The organism is Streptococcus sp. 1621 (assembly GCF_013276615.1).
In the GTDB taxonomy this organism is placed as follows: domain Bacteria; phylum Bacillota; class Bacilli; order Lactobacillales; family Streptococcaceae; genus Streptococcus.
In genome coordinates this window covers 81720-105089 of the sequence record NZ_VMLJ01000028.1, presented here as the reverse complement: position 1 = coordinate 105089, position 23370 = coordinate 81720, and the positions used below count along the sequence as shown (strand labels likewise).

The 23370-nt window shown below is 38.6% G+C and carries 15 protein-coding genes and 1 pseudogene; all 16 read right to left on the bottom strand.

Annotated features, from left to right (window positions below; translation table 11 throughout):
• Positions 1 to 4 precede the first annotated feature (4 nt).
• The 16 genes and pseudogenes from HT697_RS06830 to glpO all read right to left on the bottom strand — a co-directional run bounded on the left by HT697_RS06830 (position 5) and on the right by glpO (position 23361).
• Positions 5 to 4927, bottom strand: a complete 4923-nt coding sequence (locus HT697_RS06830; protein WP_173262619.1) for a ZmpA/ZmpB/ZmpC family metallo-endopeptidase — start codon at positions 4925 to 4927, stop codon at positions 5 to 7.
• A gap of 202 nt (positions 4928 to 5129) precedes the next feature.
• Entirely contained in the window at positions 5130 to 6014 is an 885-nt protein-coding gene (locus HT697_RS06825) for an SPFH domain-containing protein (RefSeq protein ID WP_025168872.1), read from the bottom strand.
• Positions 6015 to 7830: 1816 nt separating this feature from the next.
• A complete protein-coding gene (adcA, locus tag HT697_RS06820) occupies positions 7831 to 9336 on the bottom strand; it encodes a zinc ABC transporter substrate-binding lipoprotein AdcA (protein WP_109588237.1) in 1506 nt (501 codons plus the stop codon).
• A 9-nt stretch (positions 9337 to 9345) separates the two neighbouring features.
• Positions 9346 to 10152, bottom strand: coding sequence for a metal ABC transporter permease (locus tag HT697_RS06815; protein ID WP_000950030.1), 807 nt, complete (start codon positions 10150 to 10152; stop codon positions 9346 to 9348).
• Positions 10145 to 10849 (bottom strand): metal ABC transporter ATP-binding protein, encoded by a 705-nt coding sequence (locus tag HT697_RS06810; RefSeq protein WP_001269496.1) that lies wholly within the window; start codon positions 10847 to 10849, stop codon positions 10145 to 10147. The genes HT697_RS06815 and HT697_RS06810 overlap by 8 nt, the downstream gene beginning before the upstream one ends.
• Complete coding sequence (gene adcR, locus HT697_RS06805) at positions 10849 to 11289, bottom strand: zinc-dependent transcriptional regulator AdcR (RefSeq protein ID WP_173218783.1); 441 nt, start codon at positions 11287 to 11289, stop codon at positions 10849 to 10851. Before adcR ends, HT697_RS06810 begins: the two co-directional genes overlap by 1 nt.
• Positions 11290 to 11441: 152 nt before the next feature.
• Positions 11442 to 12710: a D-alanyl-lipoteichoic acid biosynthesis protein DltD gene (gene dltD / locus HT697_RS06800; protein WP_173218781.1), complete on the bottom strand. Its 1269-nt coding sequence runs from the start codon at positions 12708 to 12710 to the stop codon at positions 11442 to 11444.
• Positions 12703 to 12942: a D-alanine--poly(phosphoribitol) ligase subunit DltC gene (dltC, locus tag HT697_RS06795; protein ID WP_000351967.1), complete on the bottom strand. Its 240-nt coding sequence runs from the start codon at positions 12940 to 12942 to the stop codon at positions 12703 to 12705. Before dltC ends, dltD begins: the two co-directional genes overlap by 8 nt.
• 13 nt (positions 12943 to 12955) lie before the next feature.
• Positions 12956 to 14200, bottom strand: a complete 1245-nt coding sequence (dltB, locus tag HT697_RS06790; protein ID WP_050256793.1) for a D-alanyl-lipoteichoic acid biosynthesis protein DltB — start codon at positions 14198 to 14200, stop codon at positions 12956 to 12958.
• On the bottom strand, positions 14197 to 15747 hold the full coding sequence (gene dltA / locus HT697_RS06785) for a D-alanine--poly(phosphoribitol) ligase subunit DltA (protein ID WP_173218779.1): 1551 nt from the start codon (positions 15745 to 15747) through the stop codon (positions 14197 to 14199). The genes dltB and dltA overlap by 4 nt, the downstream gene beginning before the upstream one ends.
• Before the next feature lie 20 nt (positions 15748 to 15767).
• The gene (locus HT697_RS06780) at positions 15768 to 15899 is read right to left on the bottom strand and encodes a teichoic acid D-Ala incorporation-associated protein DltX (RefSeq protein ID WP_000813667.1); all 132 of its coding nucleotides are present in this window, start codon (positions 15897 to 15899) and stop codon (positions 15768 to 15770) included.
• Positions 15900 to 16208: 309 nt separating this feature from the next.
• Positions 16209 to 17388: pseudogene (locus HT697_RS06775) on the bottom strand (ryptide export MFS transporter).
• A gap of 211 nt (positions 17389 to 17599) precedes the next feature.
• Positions 17600 to 19177: an ABC transporter ATP-binding protein gene (locus HT697_RS06770; protein ID WP_173218778.1), complete on the bottom strand. Its 1578-nt coding sequence runs from the start codon at positions 19175 to 19177 to the stop codon at positions 17600 to 17602.
• Between the two features lie 357 nt (positions 19178 to 19534).
• Positions 19535 to 20398, bottom strand: a complete 864-nt coding sequence (locus tag HT697_RS06765; protein WP_061438586.1) for an Rgg/GadR/MutR family transcriptional regulator — start codon at positions 20396 to 20398, stop codon at positions 19535 to 19537.
• A 362-nt stretch (positions 20399 to 20760) separates the two neighbouring features.
• On the bottom strand, positions 20761 to 21465 hold the full coding sequence (locus tag HT697_RS06760; protein ID WP_000980824.1) for an MIP/aquaporin family protein: 705 nt from the start codon (positions 21463 to 21465) through the stop codon (positions 20761 to 20763).
• Between the two features lie 69 nt (positions 21466 to 21534).
• Positions 21535 to 23361, bottom strand: coding sequence for a type 1 glycerol-3-phosphate oxidase (glpO, locus tag HT697_RS06755; protein ID WP_173262616.1), 1827 nt, complete (start codon positions 23359 to 23361; stop codon positions 21535 to 21537).
• Positions 23362 to 23370 lie beyond the last annotated feature (9 nt).

Sequence of the window (23370 nt, the reverse complement as noted above, 5' to 3'; positions counted from 1 at the left end):
TGTCTTAACTATTGTAAATCGATTGTCTAAAGTCATCTGAATCTTTGAGATAAGCTTTATAAATCGCTTTTTTCAGTTTTTGAACGGGTGTTTCGATAAATTTAAACTTTTTAGCCGTTGTGTTTCCTGCTTTTATCTGGGCTAGTTCAGCTAAAACAGCTTTATTCATAAGCTCTTGTAATTTTTCTTTACTATCAATCACTTCTTCTTTTCCGTTGTAATTTATAGTAATTGGTTTTAACTTACCTAATTTCTCAACACGCTCAGTTATTTGCTCTTTTTTGAAAGCTGCGTAAGATTTTCCTAAAATGTTATCGAAAATATATTTATCAGATAGCGGTTTGCCTTCTTCTTCAGCTTGGTTTTTGTATTGATTTGACACATAAGGAACAAATCCTTCATAATAGCCCAAAGCTCCCATAAGTTCAAAAGCTTGTTTTCTAAAGGTGATATCCCCACTCATACCAGAGTCATTTTGACTAACACCATAAATGGTATCAAACATATCCACTAAATAATACCCATTAGCTTTTACATCACCTGTTGCATAAAATCCATTTATGATATAACGATTAACTAAAATATTATTGTCAATCAGACTATTGATATCCGATAGATCTCTCGCTTCATCTAGTGTAATTTCTGAGATTTTTTCACTGTTATGCGTAGCTTTAACCGCTGGATTTTTATATGTTACTGTCGCTCTAGTTCCTGTCGACGCAATTGGTGTTATTTTTTTGAAATATTTAGTTTTATCTTCTGCTGTAAGTTGTTTTGTTGCTTCCGCTTCTAAATAATCTAAACTATATAACACATCAAAACTTCCATGCATATAAGATTTCAAATCTGCAGCTGTTTTGAATCTATCTGGTGTTTTGTTGTAAAAGCCATTTTTCTTACTTTCATCGTAAACGAAGTTTAAGTTGAAATATGTATCTGTCTCTGGTGTGTATGAATTCTCGAAGATTCCTCTAGCATAAAACTCTGCCGCTGTACCATCTCGACGACCATGATTATTAAACAGTACTGTTCTGTCTAATAAATGCGTCATTTCGTGAGAGTAAGTCGCTGAACCTCTATCATCCAGAACTCTATCTATGAAGTAACGGACACCCACTCCATTCGCTTCTGCACCTACATTTTGCGATGGTGAATATAGCCCTAATGGCGTCATAAAGTCCTTAACCCCTTTATCTGCTGTAGGACCTGACTCTTTAGACCATGTTGTCGCTATTCCAGCAAACTCATTAGGCGTATATTTTTTCATCGTATCTACAATCACTCTACTTGTAACTAATTTAGAACGATTTTCTTCTTTTGTTATTCTGTATAAAGTGTCAACATAATTAGCCTGTCTTGTCGCAGTTAATTCTATCAATTCTTTAACCTTATTAAGCTCTTCGGTATACTTAGCTTTATTTGTTTTCTTTAAAGAAGTATCCATATACGTTCCGATGTTTCCGTAGGTTACCGTCGCTATGTTAGTTATAGCATACACGCTTGGTTCTTTAATATTTACCAAACCTAATAATGTAGCTACATTTTGTTGTCTTCTACTTTCAATTTGAAGATTTTCAGCTCCATATTTCTCAGGAGGAGTAGTTAATTTTGTATATAAGTCTACTTTTTCATCAGTTTTTTCTTTCGAAGCTTTTTCAACTACGATAGCTTTAGTCGCTTTCTTCAACCACGTATCACCATCCATATTAGTGAATGTAGTTCTGTTGTAATCTAGGAAATCTAATAATGTTGGTTTATCTGTAATTTTACCAAAGTATTTCTCAAATGTTTTTGGACTATTGGTTAATCTTAATTCATCATAACTCATAGACCCAAGGTGTGTTAACCAATCTAAAGCAGTAACCTCTTTCTTACCAAATGAGCTTGGATTATAAGCTAGAATATCACGGATATTGGTATCTCCAAAATCAATATTATAAAAACGATTGATATAGGATAATCCTAGTAATATTTTCTCTTTATTAGCTTCAATATCACCTTTTACTTTTTCTCTATTTTGTTGATTGTCACCTAAAATACTCAAGGTATGCGCCGCAACTTTTTTCAAACTAGCTTCTAAATCGGTTTTAGTCGCATCGAGTATTTCTTTAATCGATAATTTTTCAAGATATTCTTTTCGTAGAATTTCTCTTACTTCATCATCCCTTATCTGCGGCTGCGTTTTTTTCAACTCACTGCGTTTTTTATAAAAATCGCGGTCTATTTCTAAAGCCGGCGGAGTTAGTTGTGCTTTAAAGTTTTCATCTGTTAAGAAGTCTACAGACTTCATTTCTCTACTAGCTTCCGTCACATCCACTGCATTTTCTAACTCGCTATTTTCTGGCAATAGATGTGGTTTGTCTTCTTTAGTACCAACCAAGATTACTTTTTGTCGCATAGCTTTAGTTGTTTCAGTCTTCTCTACTGGATTTGATAACTCTCCTGTCTCCGGATTAACTTCATAAGTTTTAGTGACGGTTGTTTCCCCTTGCTCACCTGCATCTTCAACTACTTCTTTTCCTTTCGGAAGTTCAGGAACGTCTTTTTTCACCTCTGTAATTTCTATAGGTGATACTATCTTTTCTACATTTCCAACTTTTACTATTTTGTCTTTAGCTGGAGTGTTTTCTGTTGTAGTTTCTTCTGAAATAGCTCCTGTTTCTTGATTTACTGTGTATTTTGTAGTTGATACTGTACGCCCTTTTTCACCCGGTGTTTCTACTTTTTCCTTATAACTTAGCGTCTCATCTGCTACATATCGTGTTTCAAACGGAGTATCCTTTATTTCAACCTTAGACTTAGTTCCTACTGCCGTTATTTTCGCCTGCATTGACTTAGCGACTTTTGTCGTTACAGTCGGCTCAGTTAAGTCTCCTGTTTGTTCATTTACTTTGTAAACTTTTATTGTTGTCGTTTCTTCGTCCTGACCCTGATTTCTGACTTCTTTGACACCTTTATCAAGTGACTCATCCGCAACAAACTGTTCACCTCTTTTGACTGTTGATCTTGTTTCTTCTACATTCCCAACCTTAACAACTCTATCTACTGGATGTTTTTCTATCTTTGTTGAAGTGTTTTCTACTATTTTCCCAGTACTTTCATCAAAACTGTAAGAAGTAGTTGTCACTTCCTTACCATTTTCGCCTACTACTTCTACTCGTTGCTCTTTGTAATTTAAGGCTGGTGAAGCTTTATATGTTGTTTTATATTCCAATACTTTTTCTTTAGTTACTGGACTTGGGACAGTTGGTTTCTTCTGAGAATCTGACTGATCTTGAGGAGCTAAGGGGTCAGGCTGAGCAGTTGGTCCTGGTTCGTTTCCTTGACTTGGGTTGACCTCTGGAGATGGAGGCGTTTGTTCTGGTTGTTTTTGGGGTTCTTGTGGGGCAGACTCACCAACATCTTTTACCCCCTCAACTGAATTCTCCAGCTGGTTCTCCTCACCCTTTTGTTCCGCAGGAGATTGATCTTCTTCGCGTCCTGATTCCACGACTGGGCTTGCTGGATCAGAATCTTTGGTCTCAGCAGTTTCTTTAGAGGGTTGCTTAGACTCAGTACCTTGTTGGGCAAGAGTTTGATTTTCCTCACCCCCTGATTCCACGGCTGGGGTTGCTGGATCTGGTTGCTTCGGCTCGGCTTCGGGTTTGTCAGGTGTTTGTTTCTCGCCTGGTGTTGCTTCTGTACCCGGCGTTTCTTCTGCTCCTGGTCTTGGTTGTCCTATTCCATCAGCTGGTTTTGTCTCTGTTTCATTCTCTACTATTGGAGTTTTTTCAGGTTGAACTGGTCTACCTTCCTCAGATTTTGGTGCAACTTCTTCCTTAGTCCCAACTGCAATCACCTTGTCCACCGGCTCTTTTGTAATTATATTTTCTATAACTTTACTAGATTTTTCCCCATTAACGATAGTGACTTCCGTATAGATGGTGCGTTCACCAACAACACCTTCTTGAACAACTTTAGTTTGCCCTTTAGCTAAGGTTGCATCTTCTTGTTCTATCGTTTGGAAAGCAACCTCCTCTGTAGTGACTAGCAATTCTGGTTTCTCTACTGTGGCATTTAACACACCTTCCTCAGGACTTGTTTTATAATCACTATTATCTTCTGCTTTCGGTTGTTCTACTTGGGGATTTCCTGCAACTTCTTCCTTAGTACCTATAGATCCAATTTCAGCAGGAGCTTGTTTGCTTGCAGGAGCTTCAACAATTTTCTCAACTGCGTAGGATGGTTGAGGAGATTGCACAAGATCTTCAGTCGAGCTAAAATGAGATGCAGTCTGTGGTACAATCTTCTTAGATTGAGGTTCTGAACTGTCCTCCTTTTGAGATAATGCTGGCGACTCTACTTTATCAACAGAAAGTTCCTTGCTACCACTATCTCTTACCAAATAATATCCCGTAAATTCATATCCTTGGACTGTTTCAGGACTTGGTAAAAACTGACCTTCTACTCTCTTAACAAGGGCTGGTTGCAATTCTACCAGATTTTCAAAAGCAGAGATGGATGCTCCCCATCCACCAACAGCAAAGACGCTCACAAGGAAGTAAGACGCTCCCTTTTTTCTCTTGATTAAAGTGAAAGAAAACAATAATAATCCTGCTCCCAAGATAAACATCCCATCATTAGAAAAAAGACCTGTTTCTGGTAATCTTGTAGCCAATTTTCGATAGACAAAATAGTATTCTTTTCCCTCTTTTACCTCAATCTTATTTTCTTCAAACCATTGCAACTCAGATTTCAGCTTTTCAGATAAATCCTGCTCATCCAAATAATGACTTGAAATTAGTTTTGAACTCATTTCTGTAGCCTGTACAGGCTGAGCACCCATACCAGCAAAAAATAAACTCGTTCCTAGCAAGACCGAGCAAGCTCCTATTGCATATTTCCTCAAAGAAAAACGCTGCTTTCTCTCGAATTGATATTCTTTCATCCCATCTCCCATCATTCATTATTACTGTATATTTAGTATATCAGAAATAGTCTGTATTCACAAATCTTTCTAGTTATTCTCTTATCATTCCTAATTAAAGTAGACAATATACAATAATTTTTAGTTAAATGTATATCAATGTTTTTTGTTTTTATTAACAAACGCAATACAAAAAGAGCCTGTTGCCAAGCTCTTTAGTCTATTATTTCTTCTCAGCGCGAAGGGCTGACAAGATTTGTGTACGGATATCATCCACACCATTTGGCGTATTTGGTAAAAAGATGGTTTGATTTCCTTTAGAGGCAAAGGTATTCAAGGTATCCAAATACTGGTTGGTCAAGAGGATGGACATGATTTGCTCTTCTGTCATGCCAACATTGGCTTCCTTGAGTTCAGTGATAGATTCTGCCAATCCATCCACAATGGCCTTACGTTGTTGGGCAATCCCCACACCATGAAGGCGGTCTTTTTCTGCTTCGGCTTCAGCTGCAGTGACGATTTTAATCTTGTCTGCTTCCGCCAATTCTTGCGCTGCGACCCGCTTACGTTGTGCCGCATTGATTTCATTCATGGATTGCTTAACTTCTGCATCTGGTTCGACCTTGGTAATCAAGGTTTTCACGATAATGTAGCCATAAGTTGTCATTTCTTCTGCTACTTGGTGTTGAACTTCAAGGGCAATCTCATCTTTTTTCTCAAACAATTCATCCAAGGTTAATTTTGGAACAGAAGAGCGAAGAGCGTCTTCGATATAAGATTTAATCTGAGATTCTGGACGCATAAGTTTATAGTAGGCATCTGTCACGCTCTGCTCATTGACACGGTACTGAGTCGCCACATTCATCATAACGAACACATTGTCCTTGGTCTTAGTCTCAACTACAATATCGCTTTGCAACAAGCGCAACTGAATCCGCGCTGCAATCGAGTCAATCCCAAAAGGCAAGCGAATGTGAATACCGCTATTGGCAACCTTTTGGTATTTCCCAAAGCGTTCAATAATCGCCACCGACTGCTGACGAACCACATAAACCGTACTCAGTGTGACTATCACCAATAGGAGCACACAAACAATCAGAAAAATCATGAAAAATATTGCCATAATGGAACCTCCACAAGTATTTTTCTAGTATTATAGCACATTTAAAGAAGGCTGTACCGTTTTTACTGCGATTTTTCCTGAAATGTCAATAATTAGAGATGAATTGTCCTATTGTCGTCTAATTTCTATCAATTTAAGTTACATATATTAGAAACCTTGCTCAGAATATTTCTAGCTCCGTTATTTATCCAAGTACTATCTGAACTTTTCAAGCTATGGCTAACTAAACAAAACAAATAACAGCTAACCCTTTAATAGGATAACAAAAACATCATTACAGTGAACCGCACTCCAATAGTTCAAGCATTAAGCAATGTTGATGATCTAAATTTATTGTGGTATACTATTTTTGTCATCGGTTACCGATTACGTTCCTATGGGTTCGTGAGAGGAGGTGAAACTAATGAGCCTTATCATAGAGCTCGCTCTTACTATTATAGCGGATGTTATAGCTGGAATTATCTTGTATTTCGTCTGCAGATGGCTAGATAGTAAGGAGTAGACCGACTGACTAGCCTATCAACACCCGTTAAATCGCTAAGATACGTCAAAAAAGCCCTTAACTACGGCAATAGTTAAGGGCTTTGGTGTTCTAATGAACCTTATCAATTAACTATATTCTAGCATATAATCTACAATAGTTCAAGCATTAAGTGAGGTTGATGATCTAAATTTAGTGTGGTATAATACTTTTGTCATCGGTTACCGATTACGTTCCTATGGGTTCGTGAGAGGAGGTGAAACTAATGAGCCTTATCATAGAGCTCGCTCTTACTATTATAGCGGATGTTATAGCTGGAATTATCTTGTATTTCGTCTGCAGATGGCTAGATAGTAAAGAGTAAACCGAGTGACTAGCCTATAAACACCCGTTAAATCGCTAAGATACGTCAAAAAAGCCCTTAACTATCGCACTAGTTAGGGGCTTTGGTGTTCTAATGAACCTTATCAATTAACTATATTCTAGCATATAATCTACAATAGTTCAAGCATTAAGTGACCTTGATGATCTAAATTTAGTGTGGTATACTATTTTGGTCATCGGTTACCGATTACGTTCCTATGGGGTCGTGAGAGGAGGTGAAACTAATGAGCCTTATGCCTGAGCTTGCTCTTACTATTATAGCGGATGTTATAGCAGGAATTATCTTGTATTTCGTCTGCAAATGGCTAGATGGTAAGAAGTAGACCGACTGACTAGCCTATCAACACCCGTTAAATCGCTAAGATACGTCAAAAAAGCCCTTAACTATGGCAGTAGTTAGGGGCTTTGGTGTTCTAATGAACCTTATACACTAACTACATTCTAGCATATAAGCCCAGATATTTCAAGAGTTTTATTTATTATTTAAAGTTCCTTAGTTCTGAAAGGTATTTGATTTTTCATCAATTCATTTAAAAATACTATACAAATTTCTTTACATTTTCCATAAGTGTGATATAATGGACTCAATAAGATAACTTGTGAAGGATAAACGCTGGGTCCCAGAATGGGGTAGACTGAAAGGTTGAGCATTCCTATGTGCCTGGGGTTATCTTTTTATTTTGATTTTTTAAGGCTCTCTACAAAGTTTAGAGGGTCTTTTTCTATTCCTGTAGAATATACCAAAACACCCCTTAACTATGGCAGTAGTTAGGGGGTAGTATTCTAATGAACCTTATCCGATAAAATCATTCTAACATATAAGCCCAGATATTTCAAGAGCTTTATTTATTGTTTAAAATTCTGAAAGGTCTATAATGAAGTTAGCCATCTAGTATCAAAAAACCGACTAGCTCCTATGAACTAATCGGTTTCTCATCAATGCGCCAACATTTCTTGGGCGATTTCTTGTCCAGATAGGTTATCTGGGTAATAGGTTGGCCAGTTATCCATTTCTTCAAAGAGGGCTTCTTGGCTTGTGCCTCCAAAGAAAATATGGAAATGTTCTGCCTTAACTGGGGCGATATTGTGGTCACTAAACTGAACATACTTGAACTGTCCAGCATCCGCATCCGTGGCTTCAAAGAGGAAGCGCACACCACGATTGCCTTTCTTATAAGTCAAGATTTTCTTGCCGACATACTTGTAAGTGTATTTCTTACTTTGTCCACCTTGAACAAATTCCATAGTATTATCAGTAATGTTGATCTTAGTGACATCTGTCTGATAGCCTTTTGTATAGTAAGCCTTGTATTCAGCCTGAGTCATCTTACCAGTCAACTTAGCCTTGTAGTCAAAGACTTGGTCAAACGTACCATCTTCAAGGAAAGGATAAACTGATTGCCAGTTACCTGCATAGTCACTCAAGGTGCGATCCTTGACAGCTGCATCCTCGAAGTAACCATTTTGAACTGTTTTGGTATCCTCTGCCTTTTCAGGCTCGATTGCTGGGCCTTCTTGGTCTGTTGTTTGTTTCAAAGCTTTGAGGTTTTTCTCCATGATAGAGATATAATTTTCTCCCGCCTTGGTGTCCTCTTCTGTCAGACTTTCTAAAGGATTGAGGACATCTGTTTTGACACCTGCTTCTTTTGAAAGTGTGTTAGCAAGAGCTTGTGAAGCATTTTCTTCAAAGTAGATATAGGCAATTTTATTTTTCTTGACGTACTCTGTCAACTCTGCCAAACGAGCAGCTGATGGTTCTGCATCTGGAGAAAGACCTGAGATTGCGACTTGTTTGAGTCCATAGTCCAAAGCAAGATAGTTAAAGGCAGCGTGCTGAGTCACAAAGCTCTTTTGTTTGGCTTGAGACAAGCCTTCTGCATAAGCCTTATCCAAGGCTTGCAATTTTTCGATATAGGCAGCTGCGTTCTTTTCAAAGGTCTCTTTTTTATCAGGATAATCTGCTGACAAGCTATCACGGATGTGCTCTACAAGTTTAATGGCACGGACTGGTGATAACCAAACATGGGGGTCAAACTCATGGTGATGGCCTTCTTCTCCATGGTCATGGTCTCCCTCTTCTTCCTCACCACCTGGCAAGAGCAACATATCGCCTGTCGCCTTGATGGTTTTCACTTTTTTCTTATCCAAAGTATCTAGCAATTTAGGAACCCATGTTTCCATATTTTCATTTTCATAAACGAAGGTATCTGCGTCTTGGATTTTGGCAACTGCCTTGGCAGAGGGTTCATATTCATGGGGTTCTGTCCCAGCACCGATGAGGAGTTCCACATTAGCAGTATCTCCTGCGACTTGCTTGGTAAATTCATAGACAGGGTAAAAGGTTGTCACGATATTGAGTTTGCCATCTGCCTGTTTTTGATGGGAACAAGCCACTAAAAACAAGGCACATAGACTGGCTAGTAATAAGCTAATTTTTTTCATCTTAGTCTCCTATTTGATAAAACGTCTTACTAAACTAATGAGCAAGAAAACAGTTACAAAAATAATGGTAATACTTGCACTGGCAGGTGTTTCTGCATAGTAGGAAATGTAAAGTCCTGCTACCATTCCCAAAAATCCAATAGCACTGGCAAGCAGCATAACCGATTTAAAGTTTTTCCCCAGACGCAGGGCAATACTAGCTGGCAAGACCATGATGGTCGATACCAAAAGAGCTCCTGCAGCAGGAATCATAAGGGCAATGGCCACCCCTGTTACCATGTTAAAAAGAATAGACATGGTACGAACTGGCAAGCCATCCACAAAGGCCGTATCCTCATCAAAGGTCAAGATATACATTGGACGAAGGAAGAGGAAGGTCAAAATCAAAACAACCGCCGCAATGACAAAGAGGGAAATAACCTGTTCTTCGCTGATAGTCACGATTGAACCAAAAAGATACTGGTCCAAACTCATAGAACTAGAGCTTTTTCCCTTGCTCATGACAATCAGAGAAACAGCCAGACCTGTTGACATGAGAATAGCTGTCCCGATTTCCATAAAGCTCTTGTAAACCGTACGGAGATACTCCAAAAAAACCGCCGCAATCAAGACAATAGCAATAGTTGAAATAGTCGGAGAAATCCCTAGTACCAGACCAAAGGCTACACCTGAAAGCGAGACGTGGCTAAGAGTATCACTCATCAAACTCTGACGGCGCAAGATGAGGAAGGTTCCAAGAACTGGCGAGAAAAGACTCATGGCAATAACCGCCAGAAAGGCACGTTGCATAAAGTCATAAGATAACAAACTAAGCATGGCCCACCTCCTGATCATTCTCATGAACGTTGAAACAACGCCATGGCGAGTCTTGGTTACGAACTAGATGAATATTGCGATCCGCATAGTCCTTAACTTCTTCAGGATCATGAGTAATCATCAAAACAGCCTTGCCATGATGATGGGCGCTGTGATGCATGAGTTCGTAAAATTCGTTTTTACTTCCTGCATCCATCCCCGTTGTCGGCTCATCTAGGATAAACACATCTGGATCAGAAGCAAACATACGCGCGATTACCGCTCGCTGCTTTTGTCCTCCAGATAGAGAACCCAAGCGTTTGTCTCTGTGTTCCCACATGCCAACTGAGTCCAGACTAGCCTTGATATGCTCCTCATCATGAGCATTCAAGCGACGGAACCAGCCTTTTCGCGGATAGCGACCTGATTTGACAAATTCATAAACCGTACTTGGAAAACCTGCATTAAAACTGGCAATCTGTTGAGGAAGGTAAGCTATTCTCAATTTCTTACCCTGCGTATTTGTCTTTGAAATGGTCACCTTGCCAATGCGTGGCTGAAGGATTCCAAGACTTGCCTTGATTAGTGTCGTCTTAGCTGCCCCATTTTCCCCTGTCAAGGTAACAAATTCCCCACTATCAACACTATAATTGATATGTTCAAGAACGGGCTCCTTATCATAATAGAAGGATAAATCCTCTACCGTAATATATCTCATTATTTGATTTCTCCTACTAAAGCAGTCAAAAACCGCTGGATCACTTTTTGTTCATTTGGAGTAAACTGAGTCGCCACTTCTTCATAGGTTAAAAGTGTATGCTCATGGTGATGATGGTGCTCCTCAGCAATTGGACGAGCCAAATCAGTCAACTGATAAAAAATCACACGCGCATCCTTAGGATCTTTAGACGTTTCCAACATTCCTTCCTTGACCAAAGATTTAATGGCCTTGGTAACTGCCGCCTGACTGACATTGAGACGACGAGCCAATTCTGAATTGGTTAAAGATTCCTCCGACAAAAGCATGAGAATGTGCTCCTGGGTATTGGTCAGGGCCACCTCACTAGTGCAATGACCTATTAGGATTTCATGTTGGTTTTCCGCCTGTAAAATCACCTCATTCAAAAAGCCATCGATATCCTTCGCTAGCTGTCTCATATCTGACTCCTTTCCTTTTAGACTTCTCTTTTTTAAGAGAAAAATACTATTCTTTGACATTTTATTTACCAGTTAATTATATCACAAGCAAAAAAAGAGTCAAGAAAAAACGTGAAAATAGGCTTCATTCTTGAACTCTTCTATATTATGATCTATTGAAAGTCCTTGATATCTCCATCGTATGTCGCCCAATCTTTGCTGAAAAAGCGCTCATTCAAGTGGTAAGTCGGAGCTGGTGTGGGATTGGATAGGAAAGGATCAACTGCCTTGTCAAAAGCCAACCAACCCAACCAACCAAGGTGAATGGTATCCTTCATAAAGAAAGGCTCCCCGCCGTCATTAGAAAAATCTGCTATATTGGTAAACCCTTGACTCTCTAACTGGTAGCGAATCTTCTGCACCGTTTGTTGGTACATATCCTCTCGTAGACCAGCATAATCCATCCATTTTTTGTTAACAGGTGGAATGATAAAAATCGGGTTTACCTTGGATTTAGAAAACTGTGTTAACACCAACTGCAAGTCATTATACTCTGGCGATTTGAGGTAGGTAAAGTTTTTCTGAGAATCCTTTAATTTCTTCAAATCCTTCTTGATCTGCGTATTATAGAAATAATTTTCCATTCCCAGATCATTATTAGAAGTATTCTTTTCAGCATCTGCTTTAACAATATCTCCTATGACTTGATAAGAAAACTGGTCTGGCAAGGTCTTTAAATACTTAACTACATGCTTATCATAATTGACATAGCCTCTAACTGAAAACTGACCAAAAAAGGAAGCTTGGCGTTCATTAAACCGAGCCAATAATTCAATCATTTCATTGTCTGCTGTCGACAATTCTTCTTTACTTGCCAACTTCTGAACCAAATCCTTCATAGCTACGTTGGGAAACTGCTGTAGTAAGCGAGTCGCCGCATATTGGCTAGCCTGATCTCCAGATTGATGTTCCAGAAAACTGGTCAACTGGTCTCCATTAAAATACTGCTGGAAGGCTGCTGGCTCATAGCCATTTTTACTGAACCACTGAGGTGAGATAACATACACAACTTGTTTATTCTCTAGCTGTGGCAACATCTGTTGCATTCCAAAATACTGGTTAAGCGATGCAGCTCCCCTCTGTCCTAAAAGATAAGGACGGTAGGAGCGATTGTATTTCTCAGCTAATACCGCAGGATGAGCACCGTCAAAACGAAGCCATTCACTAGAGCCAAAGAAGGGAACAAAACGCATATTTGGATCAGATAGTGCTCTGACTTTTTGACTTCGCTCCTTAAAACTATCGATAGTAGTAGCCACCGCTGAACGCTTTTCAGCTCCTAGATTATGACGCATCTCAGTAGGATAAAAGAAAATGAGCAGAAAAACCAACAAACCAGCTATCAAGACCGGTCCGAAGATCATCCATAAGCGTTTAAGCATTTTGTAGCTCCACAATACCAGCTATGATTTTATTAGCTGTATTCCAGTCGTCGCGACCAAACTCTGTTACAGGGACTCGAATGTCAAAACGGTTTTCAATCTCTACAATCAACTCAACCGTTCCCATACTATCCAAGACACCTGCATCAAAAAGATCTTCATCCATCATGTCAGAAACATCTTCCATAAACAACTCATCAATAATTTCGATAACTTCTGATTTGATATCCATATTTTATTTCCTTTTATTTTTTAAACCATAAATCATTCAAGAATCCAGAAAAGATTAAGAATGACAGCATGACGACATGGAAGGTGACAACCATGCCAAGCAACTGAATCCAGCGATTCTCAGGTAGAGCAGGCTTCCCTGCTTTTTTCCGCTCCTTATTGAGCGTTTTTTTCTTGCGAACCCAAGCGTCATTGATGACCAAGCCTAATCCATGAAAGAGTCCATAGGCGATATAGTACCAAGTCACTCCATGCCAAAATCCCATAATCAGCATATTTACAATGTAGGCCACACTTGAGGTTACATTGCGATTTTTAAAGACCTTCTTTCTGGTCAATACCATCACCATCCGCATAAAGACAAAGTCACGGAACCAGAAAGATAGACTCATGTGCCAACGATTCCAAAACTCCTTTAAATCCCTTGATAAAAAAGGTTTGTTAAAGTTGATAGGGCTACGAATTCCCATCAAATTTGAAATGGCTAAAGCAAACATAGAATAACCTGCAAAGTCAAAGAAGAGCTCCAGACCAAAGGTATACATAACTGCCAAGGCATAGAGGTTAAAGAAGCCACCTGACTGTAGGGCTAGATTCTTCAGAGGAGGGAGTAAGGTCTCTCCTAAAACATGAGCCAGGATAAACTTATACAAAAAGCCCCACATGATATAGCGAACAGATTCATCCAGCATATCCATCAACTCATCTCGCTCAGGAATGGTCTGATAATTTTCATTGAAACGTTTAAAGCGATCAATTGGACCACTTGAAAAGGTCGGCATGAAGAGAAGGAAACGGAGGAATTCCCAGAGGGTAAAATCCTTAATCACTCCATCTCTCAGCTCGATGATAATCCCAACCGAACGAAAGGTCAGATAAGAAATTCCCAAAAATCCAAGCAAAGACTGCGTTCCATTGATAGCCGGCTGCACCTTGACAAAGATAATCGGAAGTAGGGATAGAAAGCTAACTAGGTAGAAGACCCACTTGCCATCCTTGCTTTTTCGATAATGCTTGTAGAAAAGCAGGAGCAATATTTCCCAGCAAAGGTAAATACCCAAGGCAGCTAGTTGATTGGTCTTTCCACCCACCAACATGGTGACGATAAAGAAGAGACTAACCAGCACTTCATACCAGGCAAAGCGTTTCTTGAAAAAGAGACCGATAAAGATGGGCAAGGTTGCAGCAATCACATAGACAAAATACTGAGGATTGCCGTATGGCTCTAAATGAGGAAGCTGTTGAAAGAACTCCATCATCTCTTATTCACCTCGTTAATCAATCCTTTGATGTCAATTTTTCCATTTGGAGTCAGTGGCAAACTGTCTCGATAAAGGAATTTAGACGGCATCATGTAGGACATCATGATGTCTGTTAAATCTTCCTTGATAGCCTTGGTAATATCAATATCTCGCTCAAACTGCTCACGAACACCGTCTTTCAAGATGACATAAGCCAATAGATTTTGCACCTTGTGGTCCTTATTATAGCGCGGTACTGCGACAGCAGACTCGATAAAGCGAGACTTATTGAGGTTTTGAGAGACATCTTCTAACTCAATGCGGTAACCGTTAAACTTAATCTGGAAGTCCATGCGTCCGCCGTAGAGAAGCAAGCCTTCATCTGTCATAGTTCCCACATCGCCTGTATGATAGGCTGGCAGACCTTCAAACTCAAAGAAGGCTTCTGCTGTTTTTTCAGGATTGTTCATATAACCTTTTGAAACAGCTGGTCCAGAAACAATGATTTCTCCCTGTTCACCATTTGGCAATTTATTTCCTTCCTCGTCAATGATAAAGGTTGGAGAATCAGCCTTGGTATAGCCGATTGGTAGACGTTTGAGAGTCGCTAACATCTCGCCTGTCACAGCAACGGCTGACAGAGCCACTGTAGCTTCTGTTGGACCGTAGGCATTGATGATACGGGCATTTGGGAAACGCTCACGTAGTTTTTGAGCCGTTTTAACCGTCAATTCTTCACCATCAAAGTAGAAATGCGTGATGCCAGGCATTTTCTCACTATTGAAGTCTTCTGACAGCATGGCCATATCCGCAAAAGAAGGGGTTGATGTCCAGATAGCGATTGGCAATGAAAAGATGGTAGCAAAGAGTTGCTTAAAGTCCTGAGTAATAGCTGAAGGAAGAGCGAAGAGCGTACCACCCAGTGCCAAGGTCGGCGCCCAGTACATGACAGACAGGTCAAAAGAATAAGGTGGCTGAGCCAGCATTTGCGGACGACTTGGCGTCGCAAATTCCTTATCCGTAATCATCCAGTTGGTAAAGCTGAGGAGGTTATCATGGGAAATCTGCACTCCCTTTGGCTTACCAGTCGTACCAGAAGTAAAGATGATATAGTAATTATCATCGCCCTTGACTGGATGCGTGATTTCATAGTTATTCCCTTGAGCAAAGGCTTCTTGAACCTGAGCTAGATTCATCATCGGTGTAGAAACCTGCTCTAATGGAAAGTCTGAAATGGCAATAATCAAACTTGGCTCCGCTACTTCTAAAATAGCTGAAACTCGCTCCAAGGCCGAATGGCTATCAATTGGAATGTAGGCGTGACCTGACTTAGTCAAGGCTACAAAAGTTGCCAACATTTCATATTCTTGACCACCAAAAACGACCACAGGAGACTTCTCTGGCAAATTCAACTGGTCAATAACTGCAGCCAAACTATCCGAATCAGCCTTTAAATCGCCATAAGTGTGTTCCTGCCCCAAAACATTATAAACAGGATAGCTAGGCTGGGTCTGAGCAAAATGCTCAATGGTTTCAATCATATCTGCTATTGGTTTATTTGACACAATAGGGATTCTCCTTCAAGTTAAAATTCATTATAGATAAAGCTTCCTTGACCCTGACCAAGATAGCTAAAGAAGTAAAGCAGCCCTAGAAAGATAAGAAAATACAAGGCTGTCCGACCAAGAAAGAGGTACAATTCTTTTCTCTGTTTCATCAAGAAAAACCATTCATTTCTGTAATTTTTGCTAAATAAGATAGACTCTTACTATAGTATTTTTCTACTATTGTACCACTTTATAGACTAGTTTTTCAATTGTTTACCGTACATTTTCACTAGATTTCAGTTTATTTTAAGAATTATGCGGTTTTTCTATGTATATTTCAAATAGAGTGATCCTGGGCAAAAACTCCATTTCAGGAGACAATGAAGGGAATCTTTCCATAATAAAACGCACAATATCAAGTTTTTCAACACCTGATACTATGCGCTTTTCTAATTTTTCAAGACTTTTTAACCAGTCTCTTATTTAAAATAATCTCGTCTGATATAAATTAAAATAGCTTCTATCATCAGACAAATGGCTGATAGCCAAAAACTGATGCTAATACCAAAACTCTCAGTAATATAGCTCATTAGCAAAACAAACACTGAAAATGCTAGTGTCGAAATCACTTCAAGAACGGAATAGACATTAACCAAATGATTTTCCTCTACTGTTTCCTGAAGAAATACAGTTTCAGGAACTTCTTTTAGTTGCGATAACATACCAACTAAAGCTGACAATAATAAAAACATCTGTGCGTTTGGAAAATATAGAATAGTCAGTGTCACTATTGCCATAGCTACAAGAGGAAAAAGAATACTTTCCCATTTAGCAGCAAGGAACTTTTCAGATAGCCTAAAAGCAATTAAGCCACTAATTATAATACCAATAGAGTATGCTGTATTAGAATATCCCCAGTAACTTTCCGTTTTATTTAATAACTCAGTTACAAAAACAAGCATAATGGAAGAAACCCAAATCGTATTTGAAAAAATTTCCAATAAATTTGCTGATACAAAAAGTCTTAATCTAGGATCTCTAGTAACTAAATTCCAACCTTTGAACAAAATTTCAAGATTAGTTTCTGACTCTAACACCTCCACTTCAGCCTTAGGAAGAAATAACATCAGAAAGCTAGAAATGATATACAAGATTAAAATGATAAACGTGGTAGGTAAGAGACCAATTGTTGCAAATAAGAGTCCACCTAATCCCCAACCCACCAATTGAACAGCTTCACCACTCATTGATAAGGCTGAATTAGCCTTACCCAAATCGGTCGCATAGCGTGGCCACAATAGCATAGGAAACAGGTGCTGCAAAACCATCTAATATGGAAATTACAACAACAAACAGATAGGTCACCAAAGGCGCTACTGATTGCATTAGTATAAACATCCCTACCAGTATTGATAATAATATAGTCTTTCCAAATTGGGATAAAGATAAAACCCTATTTAGCGCTAACCTTTTAGTAACCAAAGGAACTAAAAGACTCGCAACAAAAGAGGATATCCCTATTAAAATGGGAACTAGTGATGTGGCAATTACTGATTTTGAAATAATGTATATGTTAGCAATGATTGTTACTCTAAAGAAAATATCTGCTAAATTTGCAAACAATTGAGAGACTAACAACTTGACAAATGAATTAGACATGTAGCTCTCCTATAACATAAAAATATTTAACTGATAAATGGTATAGTAGACTTTGTTTGATAACTATTTGACACAAGATTAGGTGGTCAGAAATTGAATTTTTAACATTCCAACTTAGCCATCGTTTTTAGGTTTCACATCTTTAAATCAGCTAAAACAATCCATAATATAGCATATATATTATATCTGGCAAGATGCCAAACAAGTCTATTTATTTTATTCTATATTTTCCCAAATCAATTACTTGATTATAAACCGTTTCTGAATCAATATGATGAGCAACTTCAATCAAAATGATAGGCAACTGCAAAAGTAACTGGCGCACTTGATATGCATTGTCCTTGTCTAAGGATGATGTAACCTCATCCGCCAACACAATGTCTTTTTGTCGAAGCAGACAGCGAACTAATTCAAGTCGTAAACGTTGTCCACCTGAAATGTTTTCTCCATTGTTTATCAGTTGATAATCCAAGATATTGGTGATTTCATTCGTTAAGCCAACTTGTTCTAGGCAACAGAGTAATTCTTTATCTGAAATCTCCTGTCCTAATGTTAAATTTTCTCGGATTGTCCCATGTCTGAAAAATGGATTCTGAGAGATATAAGCGACATTCCCTTGATAATGAGTAAATTCTCGACCTGATTTATCACGTACGATAATTCTACCACTATTCGGACTTATCTTTCCTGCTACCAACTGTAGGAGAGTTGACTTTCCGGTACCACTAGCTCCCTTTATTAAAACTTTACTTGGCTTAGTTAATCTAAGTGACAAATCATAAAAGAGCACTTGCTCTCCAACCTGTTTTGAAACGCCCTCCAAAACTAGCTCAGCTAAAGATTCGACTGTCAGATATGATGTTTCTAAACAAGATTCTTCCAATAATGAAAATATTTTTTCTTTCACTGTTTGCGATCGCTGTATATCAGATATGCTATACATAATTCTTTGAATAGGTCCGCTAAGATTCATTGTAGCTATATACATAGAGACCAAACTAGCTGTTGTTAACTCTATACCACTCTTTTGTAATAAAAGACCAAGTGCAAGAGGTAGTACCTGACTAAGGAATTCTAAAGGACCATTGAAAAAATAAACGACATTGCTAGTCCATTCATTTTTCCAACGAGCATTCTCGTAACACTCGTTGTTTTTTCTCATCTTAGCAAAGTTTTCTTTACTAGCGCCATAAAAATATATCGTATCTGCTCCCTTAAAAAAATCTCCTACAGATAGATGAAAAGCTTTTTGCATTTCCGAAAAATTTGCACCACTTTTCATTAAACGATTATTCATTACCCATTGAGGTAATGGTCGAAGAAAAGAGAACACGATAAAAACAAGACCAAGCCAAAAATTTTGCACCAAAATAAAAACAATCGTTGTACAAAGTATAAAAACTCTTCCAACTATCATATCCAGGGGTAAAAAGAAGCGATTATAGAGCAGTTCCATATCTTGTGTAACAATTGAAACTTTTTCATCATCTACAACATTTTCTTTCAAAAATAGTTTCTTGATAAGCTGATCTTTTAAACGAATTTGCAGATGACGCTGCAGATTATTACTGACAAAATTTGCTAGCAACATCGTGCTATAAAAAAACAGGTGTAAACACAGGCCATATAAAACAAAGTATGAAATTGTACCAATTGTAAGTTGCTCTTCACGAATATTCAATAGCTTATCCAATAACAATGGCTTTATTAGAGCCATTCCGCTATTCAAAAGCACTCCTATTAAAAAATAGATAAAAATATTAGTTTTAATGTATTTTAGAAATTTCATAAATAAGCCTATCTAAAAGAAAGCGAATAGATATAAAAGCCTCAGTCTAAAAGTTATAAACAAATTAACTCCAACTGAGACTATACAATAATTTAATTAACCTATATATGATGCTGTTTATTAAGAGTGATTATTTTTACTATTGAAAAATAATTCTCCTGTTTCACTTTTCTTTCTTAAAATATATGGAGATAGAACTTGCATATTAAATACCTCAAAATTCATAATTATGGTGACAACTTCGAAAAATCCTATCGCTCAAATACAATGAACTGATAAAACAACCGTAATTGAAATTTCTAAAGACAATTCTACCAAAATATTATTTCGAGATACTTCCTTTCCCATATCTGCACACTACCCTTTATCTGCTAAAATTTTTTCTAAATGTCCCTCATAATTCTTTGCCAAATGGTTACTTCCCGCTAATTTCATTGCTCCAATACACTTCCTCATTTCAATAATTGCTTTACAATCCGTCTCTTTTTTATAGCGATATAGATATTGGGCATACTGGAATACCAACCGTTCATAAATTTCAGTTTCAGTGAAAAAGCATTGGTTTAGTCGTTTTTCAAAATACAAAGCATCAAGAAATTTTCCTCTTTCAATACATGTGATATATCCGTTCAATAGCATAGATGAAATCAATCGTCTATTATTAGGAATTTCTTTATAAAAATCAGAACGTCTGGACATCTCTCTAGCCAAAACCATAAAGACATCGTGTTTTAGGACATCTAAAGTATTTGAAAAAATCAATAATTCATAGTATCCCCAGTATTCAACACTAAAGAGATAGTCAGTTAGATAAGATAAATCATCACCAGAATAATAAGCTTCTCCAGATAAATCTTGTAAACGAATTTTTAATAAAATAATGTTAAGCTTATGAAATTTCTCTTGTTTAGAATCTGACTCCATCTGAGAATAAAGTAGTTTTTTCAACCCATCAACATCATGATTTGATACAAAATGCCTAATCTTTGATAAGAGTTCATTCAGTTCATCACGATGAAAATCATGAACAGCATACATAAATTCATCAATAGGCATGTTAATTTCATCCAAAATAGCCATAAATTTTGAAATGGTTAAATCAGTCTCTCCCTTTTCAAAACGTGAGAGCTGTGATGTTGATATACCAGCTTTTTCGACATCTTTTAAGCGAAACCCTCTAGATTCTCGAAACTTTTTAAAAATTTCTCCAAATTTTTTCATAATATCTCTCCAACAAGCATATATGGGAACAGTTTTTGATTTTTAATATTTTAGCATAAAATAGAAGAAAATAAAAGTGAGGTATTTCACATGAAAAAGCAAAAACTATTGTCTTTATTCTTCCTACTTTTTGAAGGAATTATTATTATCGTTGTTGGCTAGTACTAAGAAATTAGTTACTAAAATACTTACATCTTCAATCGAAAAAAGAGACTGGAGAAAAAGTCTTAAAAATCAGAAAAACGCATAATATCAGGTATTGAAAACTTGATACTATGCGTTTTATTGTGAGAAGATTTACTTCATTTTTTCCTGAAATTGAGTTTTCGCCCAAGCTCTAGCAATAATAGTTATTTTCTAAACTAGAAAAGGGAAAATACAAGAACAGCCAATGCTGCACCGATAACAGGTCCCACAACAGGAATCCAAGCGTAAGACCAGTCTCCGTCTCCCTTGTTTGAAATTGGCAAGATGCTATGCATGATACGAGGTCCAAGGTCACGTGCAGGGTTCAAGGCATAACCTGTTGTCCCACCTAGTGATAGACCGATACCAACAATCAAAGTCCCCACTGCGAAGGTTCCGATTCCTGCTTGAAGGTCATAAAGTCCCAAAGCAAAGATTGTTAATACCAATACAAAAGTTCCTAGGATTTCACTAATCAAGTTTGATACAGTATCTTTGATAGCTGGTCCTGTGCTGAAAGTAGCCAAAATGTTTCCTGCATTTTCTTCTGCCTCATAATGCGGTTTGAATTGCAACCAAACCAAAATCTGACCGAGCATAGCTCCTGCGAACTGAGCTAGGATGTAAGGGAAAACGGAAGCCCAAGGCAAACCACCTTTCAAGGCCACACCGATGGTCACAGCTGGGTTTAAATGAGCTGGACTGAGCTTGCCAGATACAAAGACCGCAACGGCAACTGCAATCCCCCAACCCATAGTAATCACAATCCAACCTGAGCTGTTGCTCTTGGTTTTTGGAAGAACCACACCTGCAACAACACCATTTCCTAGAAGAATCAGGATTAAAGTCCCCAAAAATTCTCCAAATAATTCATTCATCATTTTTCTGTCTCCATTAAAAAGAAGGGGCGGGCGGCAAGGATTGCTGCCCTCCACCTCTTTTATTTTTTCTTAATTTTTTAATTCTGCTAAATCGTTGTTAGCGAGAGCCGCTTCGACATCCGCACGGTAAGCTGCTTTTTCCTCTTCTGTCCAGTCATAGAATCGTCCCATTTCATCCAAAACTGGCTCAACGATGCTATCCAAACTATCACGCATAAAGAGCATATGGTTGGTACGACGAAGAAGGAAGTCAACTGGGCTCATAGCCAACTCGTTGCGCATTGCATAGTGAAGTGATAAAGTATCTGCCAAGCTAAGTCCTGGCGCTTGTTCCAAACTATGAGCAAGAGCAAAGACTTTCGGTGCATTTGAACCATAGAGATTTGCTAGGTAATGGGCTTCCTTGCTATCCAAACCGCGTGACACTCCAAGTTGCGCAAAGGCTTCGATTTCTGAATCCACATTTGCTGGGTTCAATTCTCCACCTGAAACAGGGTATGTCTTAGAGTTGATGAGTTTAAAGCTACGGTCAAATTCTGCTTTGAGGATATCAACCACGCGCTCCATAGCCCCTTCAGCCATCTTACGGTAATCTGTGATTTTACCACCAGCAAGAGTCAAAAGACCATTATCATCACGGTCCAAGCTAGAACCACGAGAAACTGCAGATGGGTCCAAATGTTTCTCAGATGTGCTGCTTTCAAGCTTGCTGACAGCAGATTCAACATCTTCACGCGTTTTTTCTTTAGAGAGATAAGATTCAACAGTCGCAATCAAGTTGTTAAAGCTTTCATCACTGATGGTTCCGTTATTTCCTCCATTGTAGTCAGAAGCGCTATTGCCTGCGATCAATGGGCGAAGACCTGCCCAGCTACTTTCGATATCATCAATGGTAATGTTAGCTTCTGGGAAGCGGTTGTTGACAATACCAAGTAGATAATCTACATCTTCCTGAGTCACTTTTGGATGTTCCAAATCACCTGTGTAATCTGTATCCGTTGTACCAAAGTAAGTCTTGTTTTCACGTGGGAGAACAAAGACCATACGACCATCACCCAAACCTGTGTCAAAGTAAACTGGCTGTGAAACCTTGATCTTGCTTGAATCCACGACTAGGTGAACCCCCTTAGTTGGGCGCATTTGTGAGAATTGTGTTCCCTTATTAGACAAATTACGCACCTTGTCGCTCCAAGGACCTGTTGTGTTAATCACCAGACGCGCCTTGATTTCAAAGACTTGGTCTGTCAAGAGATCACGAGCTACAACACCTGTAATCTTGCCACTTTCGTCAAAGAGGAAACCTTCTGCCTTCACGTGGTTAGCAATGAGGGCACCGTCTTGGTTAGCACGTTTGATATTTTCAATCACGAGACGCGCATCGTTGTTACGGAAGTCAAGATAAACTCCACCTCCTACCAAGCCTTCTTTCTTCAAGTTTGGCTGGCGTTCCAAGACTTGATCCTTGCTCAAAACCTTGTTTGCAGCTGGCGTGTTGTTAACTCCTGCCAAGAGGTCGTACAAGTCCATGGCTACTTTAAGACGGAAGAGGCTGAAGGTTGCTCCATCTTCATCGTAAACTGGTAAGAGCATTGGGTCCGGTTTTGGAATGTGTGGGGCAATTTGTTGAACCACTGCACGTTCAGAAACTGTATCTGAGACCACTTCTACGTCAAATTGCTTAAGGTAACGAAGTCCTCCGTGAACCAATTTAGTTGAACGGCTAGATGTCCCTTCTGCGAAGTCCTGCATTTCAATCAAACCAGTCTCAAGACCACTGGCTGCCGCCTGCAAGGCTACACCAGCCCCTGTGATTCCTCCCCCAATAATCAAGAGGTCCAGGGTGCGTTCCTGCATTTTTTTAATTGATAATTCACGTGTTTTCTTTGAAAATTCCATATTTACACA

What these genes read in the sequence shown, in the direction of transcription:
- HT697_RS06760 (WP_000980824.1), bottom strand. Translation starts at nt 21,465, where the DNA reads ATGATGAATGAATTATTTGGAGAATTTTTGGGGACTTTAATCCTGATT.
- HT697_RS06825 (WP_025168872.1), bottom strand. Translation starts at nt 6,014, where the DNA reads ATGATTTTTCTGATTGTTTGTGTGCTCCTATTGGTGATAGTCACACTG.
- HT697_RS06770 (WP_173218778.1), bottom strand. Translation starts at nt 19,177, where the DNA reads ATGAAATTTCTAAAATACATTAAAACTAATATTTTTATCTATTTTTTA.
- HT697_RS06815 (WP_000950030.1), bottom strand. Translation starts at nt 10,152, where the DNA reads ATGCTTAGTTTGTTATCTTATGACTTTATGCAACGTGCCTTTCTGGCG.
- glpO (WP_173262616.1), bottom strand. Translation starts at nt 23,361, where the DNA reads ATGGAATTTTCAAAGAAAACACGTGAATTATCAATTAAAAAAATGCAG.
- HT697_RS06780 (WP_000813667.1), bottom strand. Translation starts at nt 15,899, where the DNA reads ATGAAACAGAGAAAAGAATTGTACCTCTTTCTTGGTCGGACAGCCTTG.
- dltC (WP_000351967.1), bottom strand. Translation starts at nt 12,942, where the DNA reads ATGGATATCAAATCAGAAGTTATCGAAATTATTGATGAGTTGTTTATG.
- dltB (WP_050256793.1), bottom strand. Translation starts at nt 14,200, where the DNA reads ATGATGGAGTTCTTTCAACAGCTTCCTCATTTAGAGCCATACGGCAAT.
- HT697_RS06765 (WP_061438586.1), bottom strand. Translation starts at nt 20,398, where the DNA reads ATGAAAAAATTTGGAGAAATTTTTAAAAAGTTTCGAGAATCTAGAGGG.
- dltD (WP_173218781.1), bottom strand. Translation starts at nt 12,710, where the DNA reads ATGCTTAAACGCTTATGGATGATCTTCGGACCGGTCTTGATAGCTGGT.
- HT697_RS06830 (WP_173262619.1), bottom strand. Translation starts at nt 4,927, where the DNA reads ATGAAAGAATATCAATTCGAGAGAAAGCAGCGTTTTTCTTTGAGGAAA.
- adcR (WP_173218783.1), bottom strand. Translation starts at nt 11,289, where the DNA reads ATGAGACAGCTAGCGAAGGATATCGATGGCTTTTTGAATGAGGTGATT.
- adcA (WP_109588237.1), bottom strand. Translation starts at nt 9,336, where the DNA reads ATGAAAAAAATTAGCTTATTACTAGCCAGTCTATGTGCCTTGTTTTTA.
- HT697_RS06810 (WP_001269496.1), bottom strand. Translation starts at nt 10,849, where the DNA reads ATGAGATATATTACGGTAGAGGATTTATCCTTCTATTATGATAAGGAG.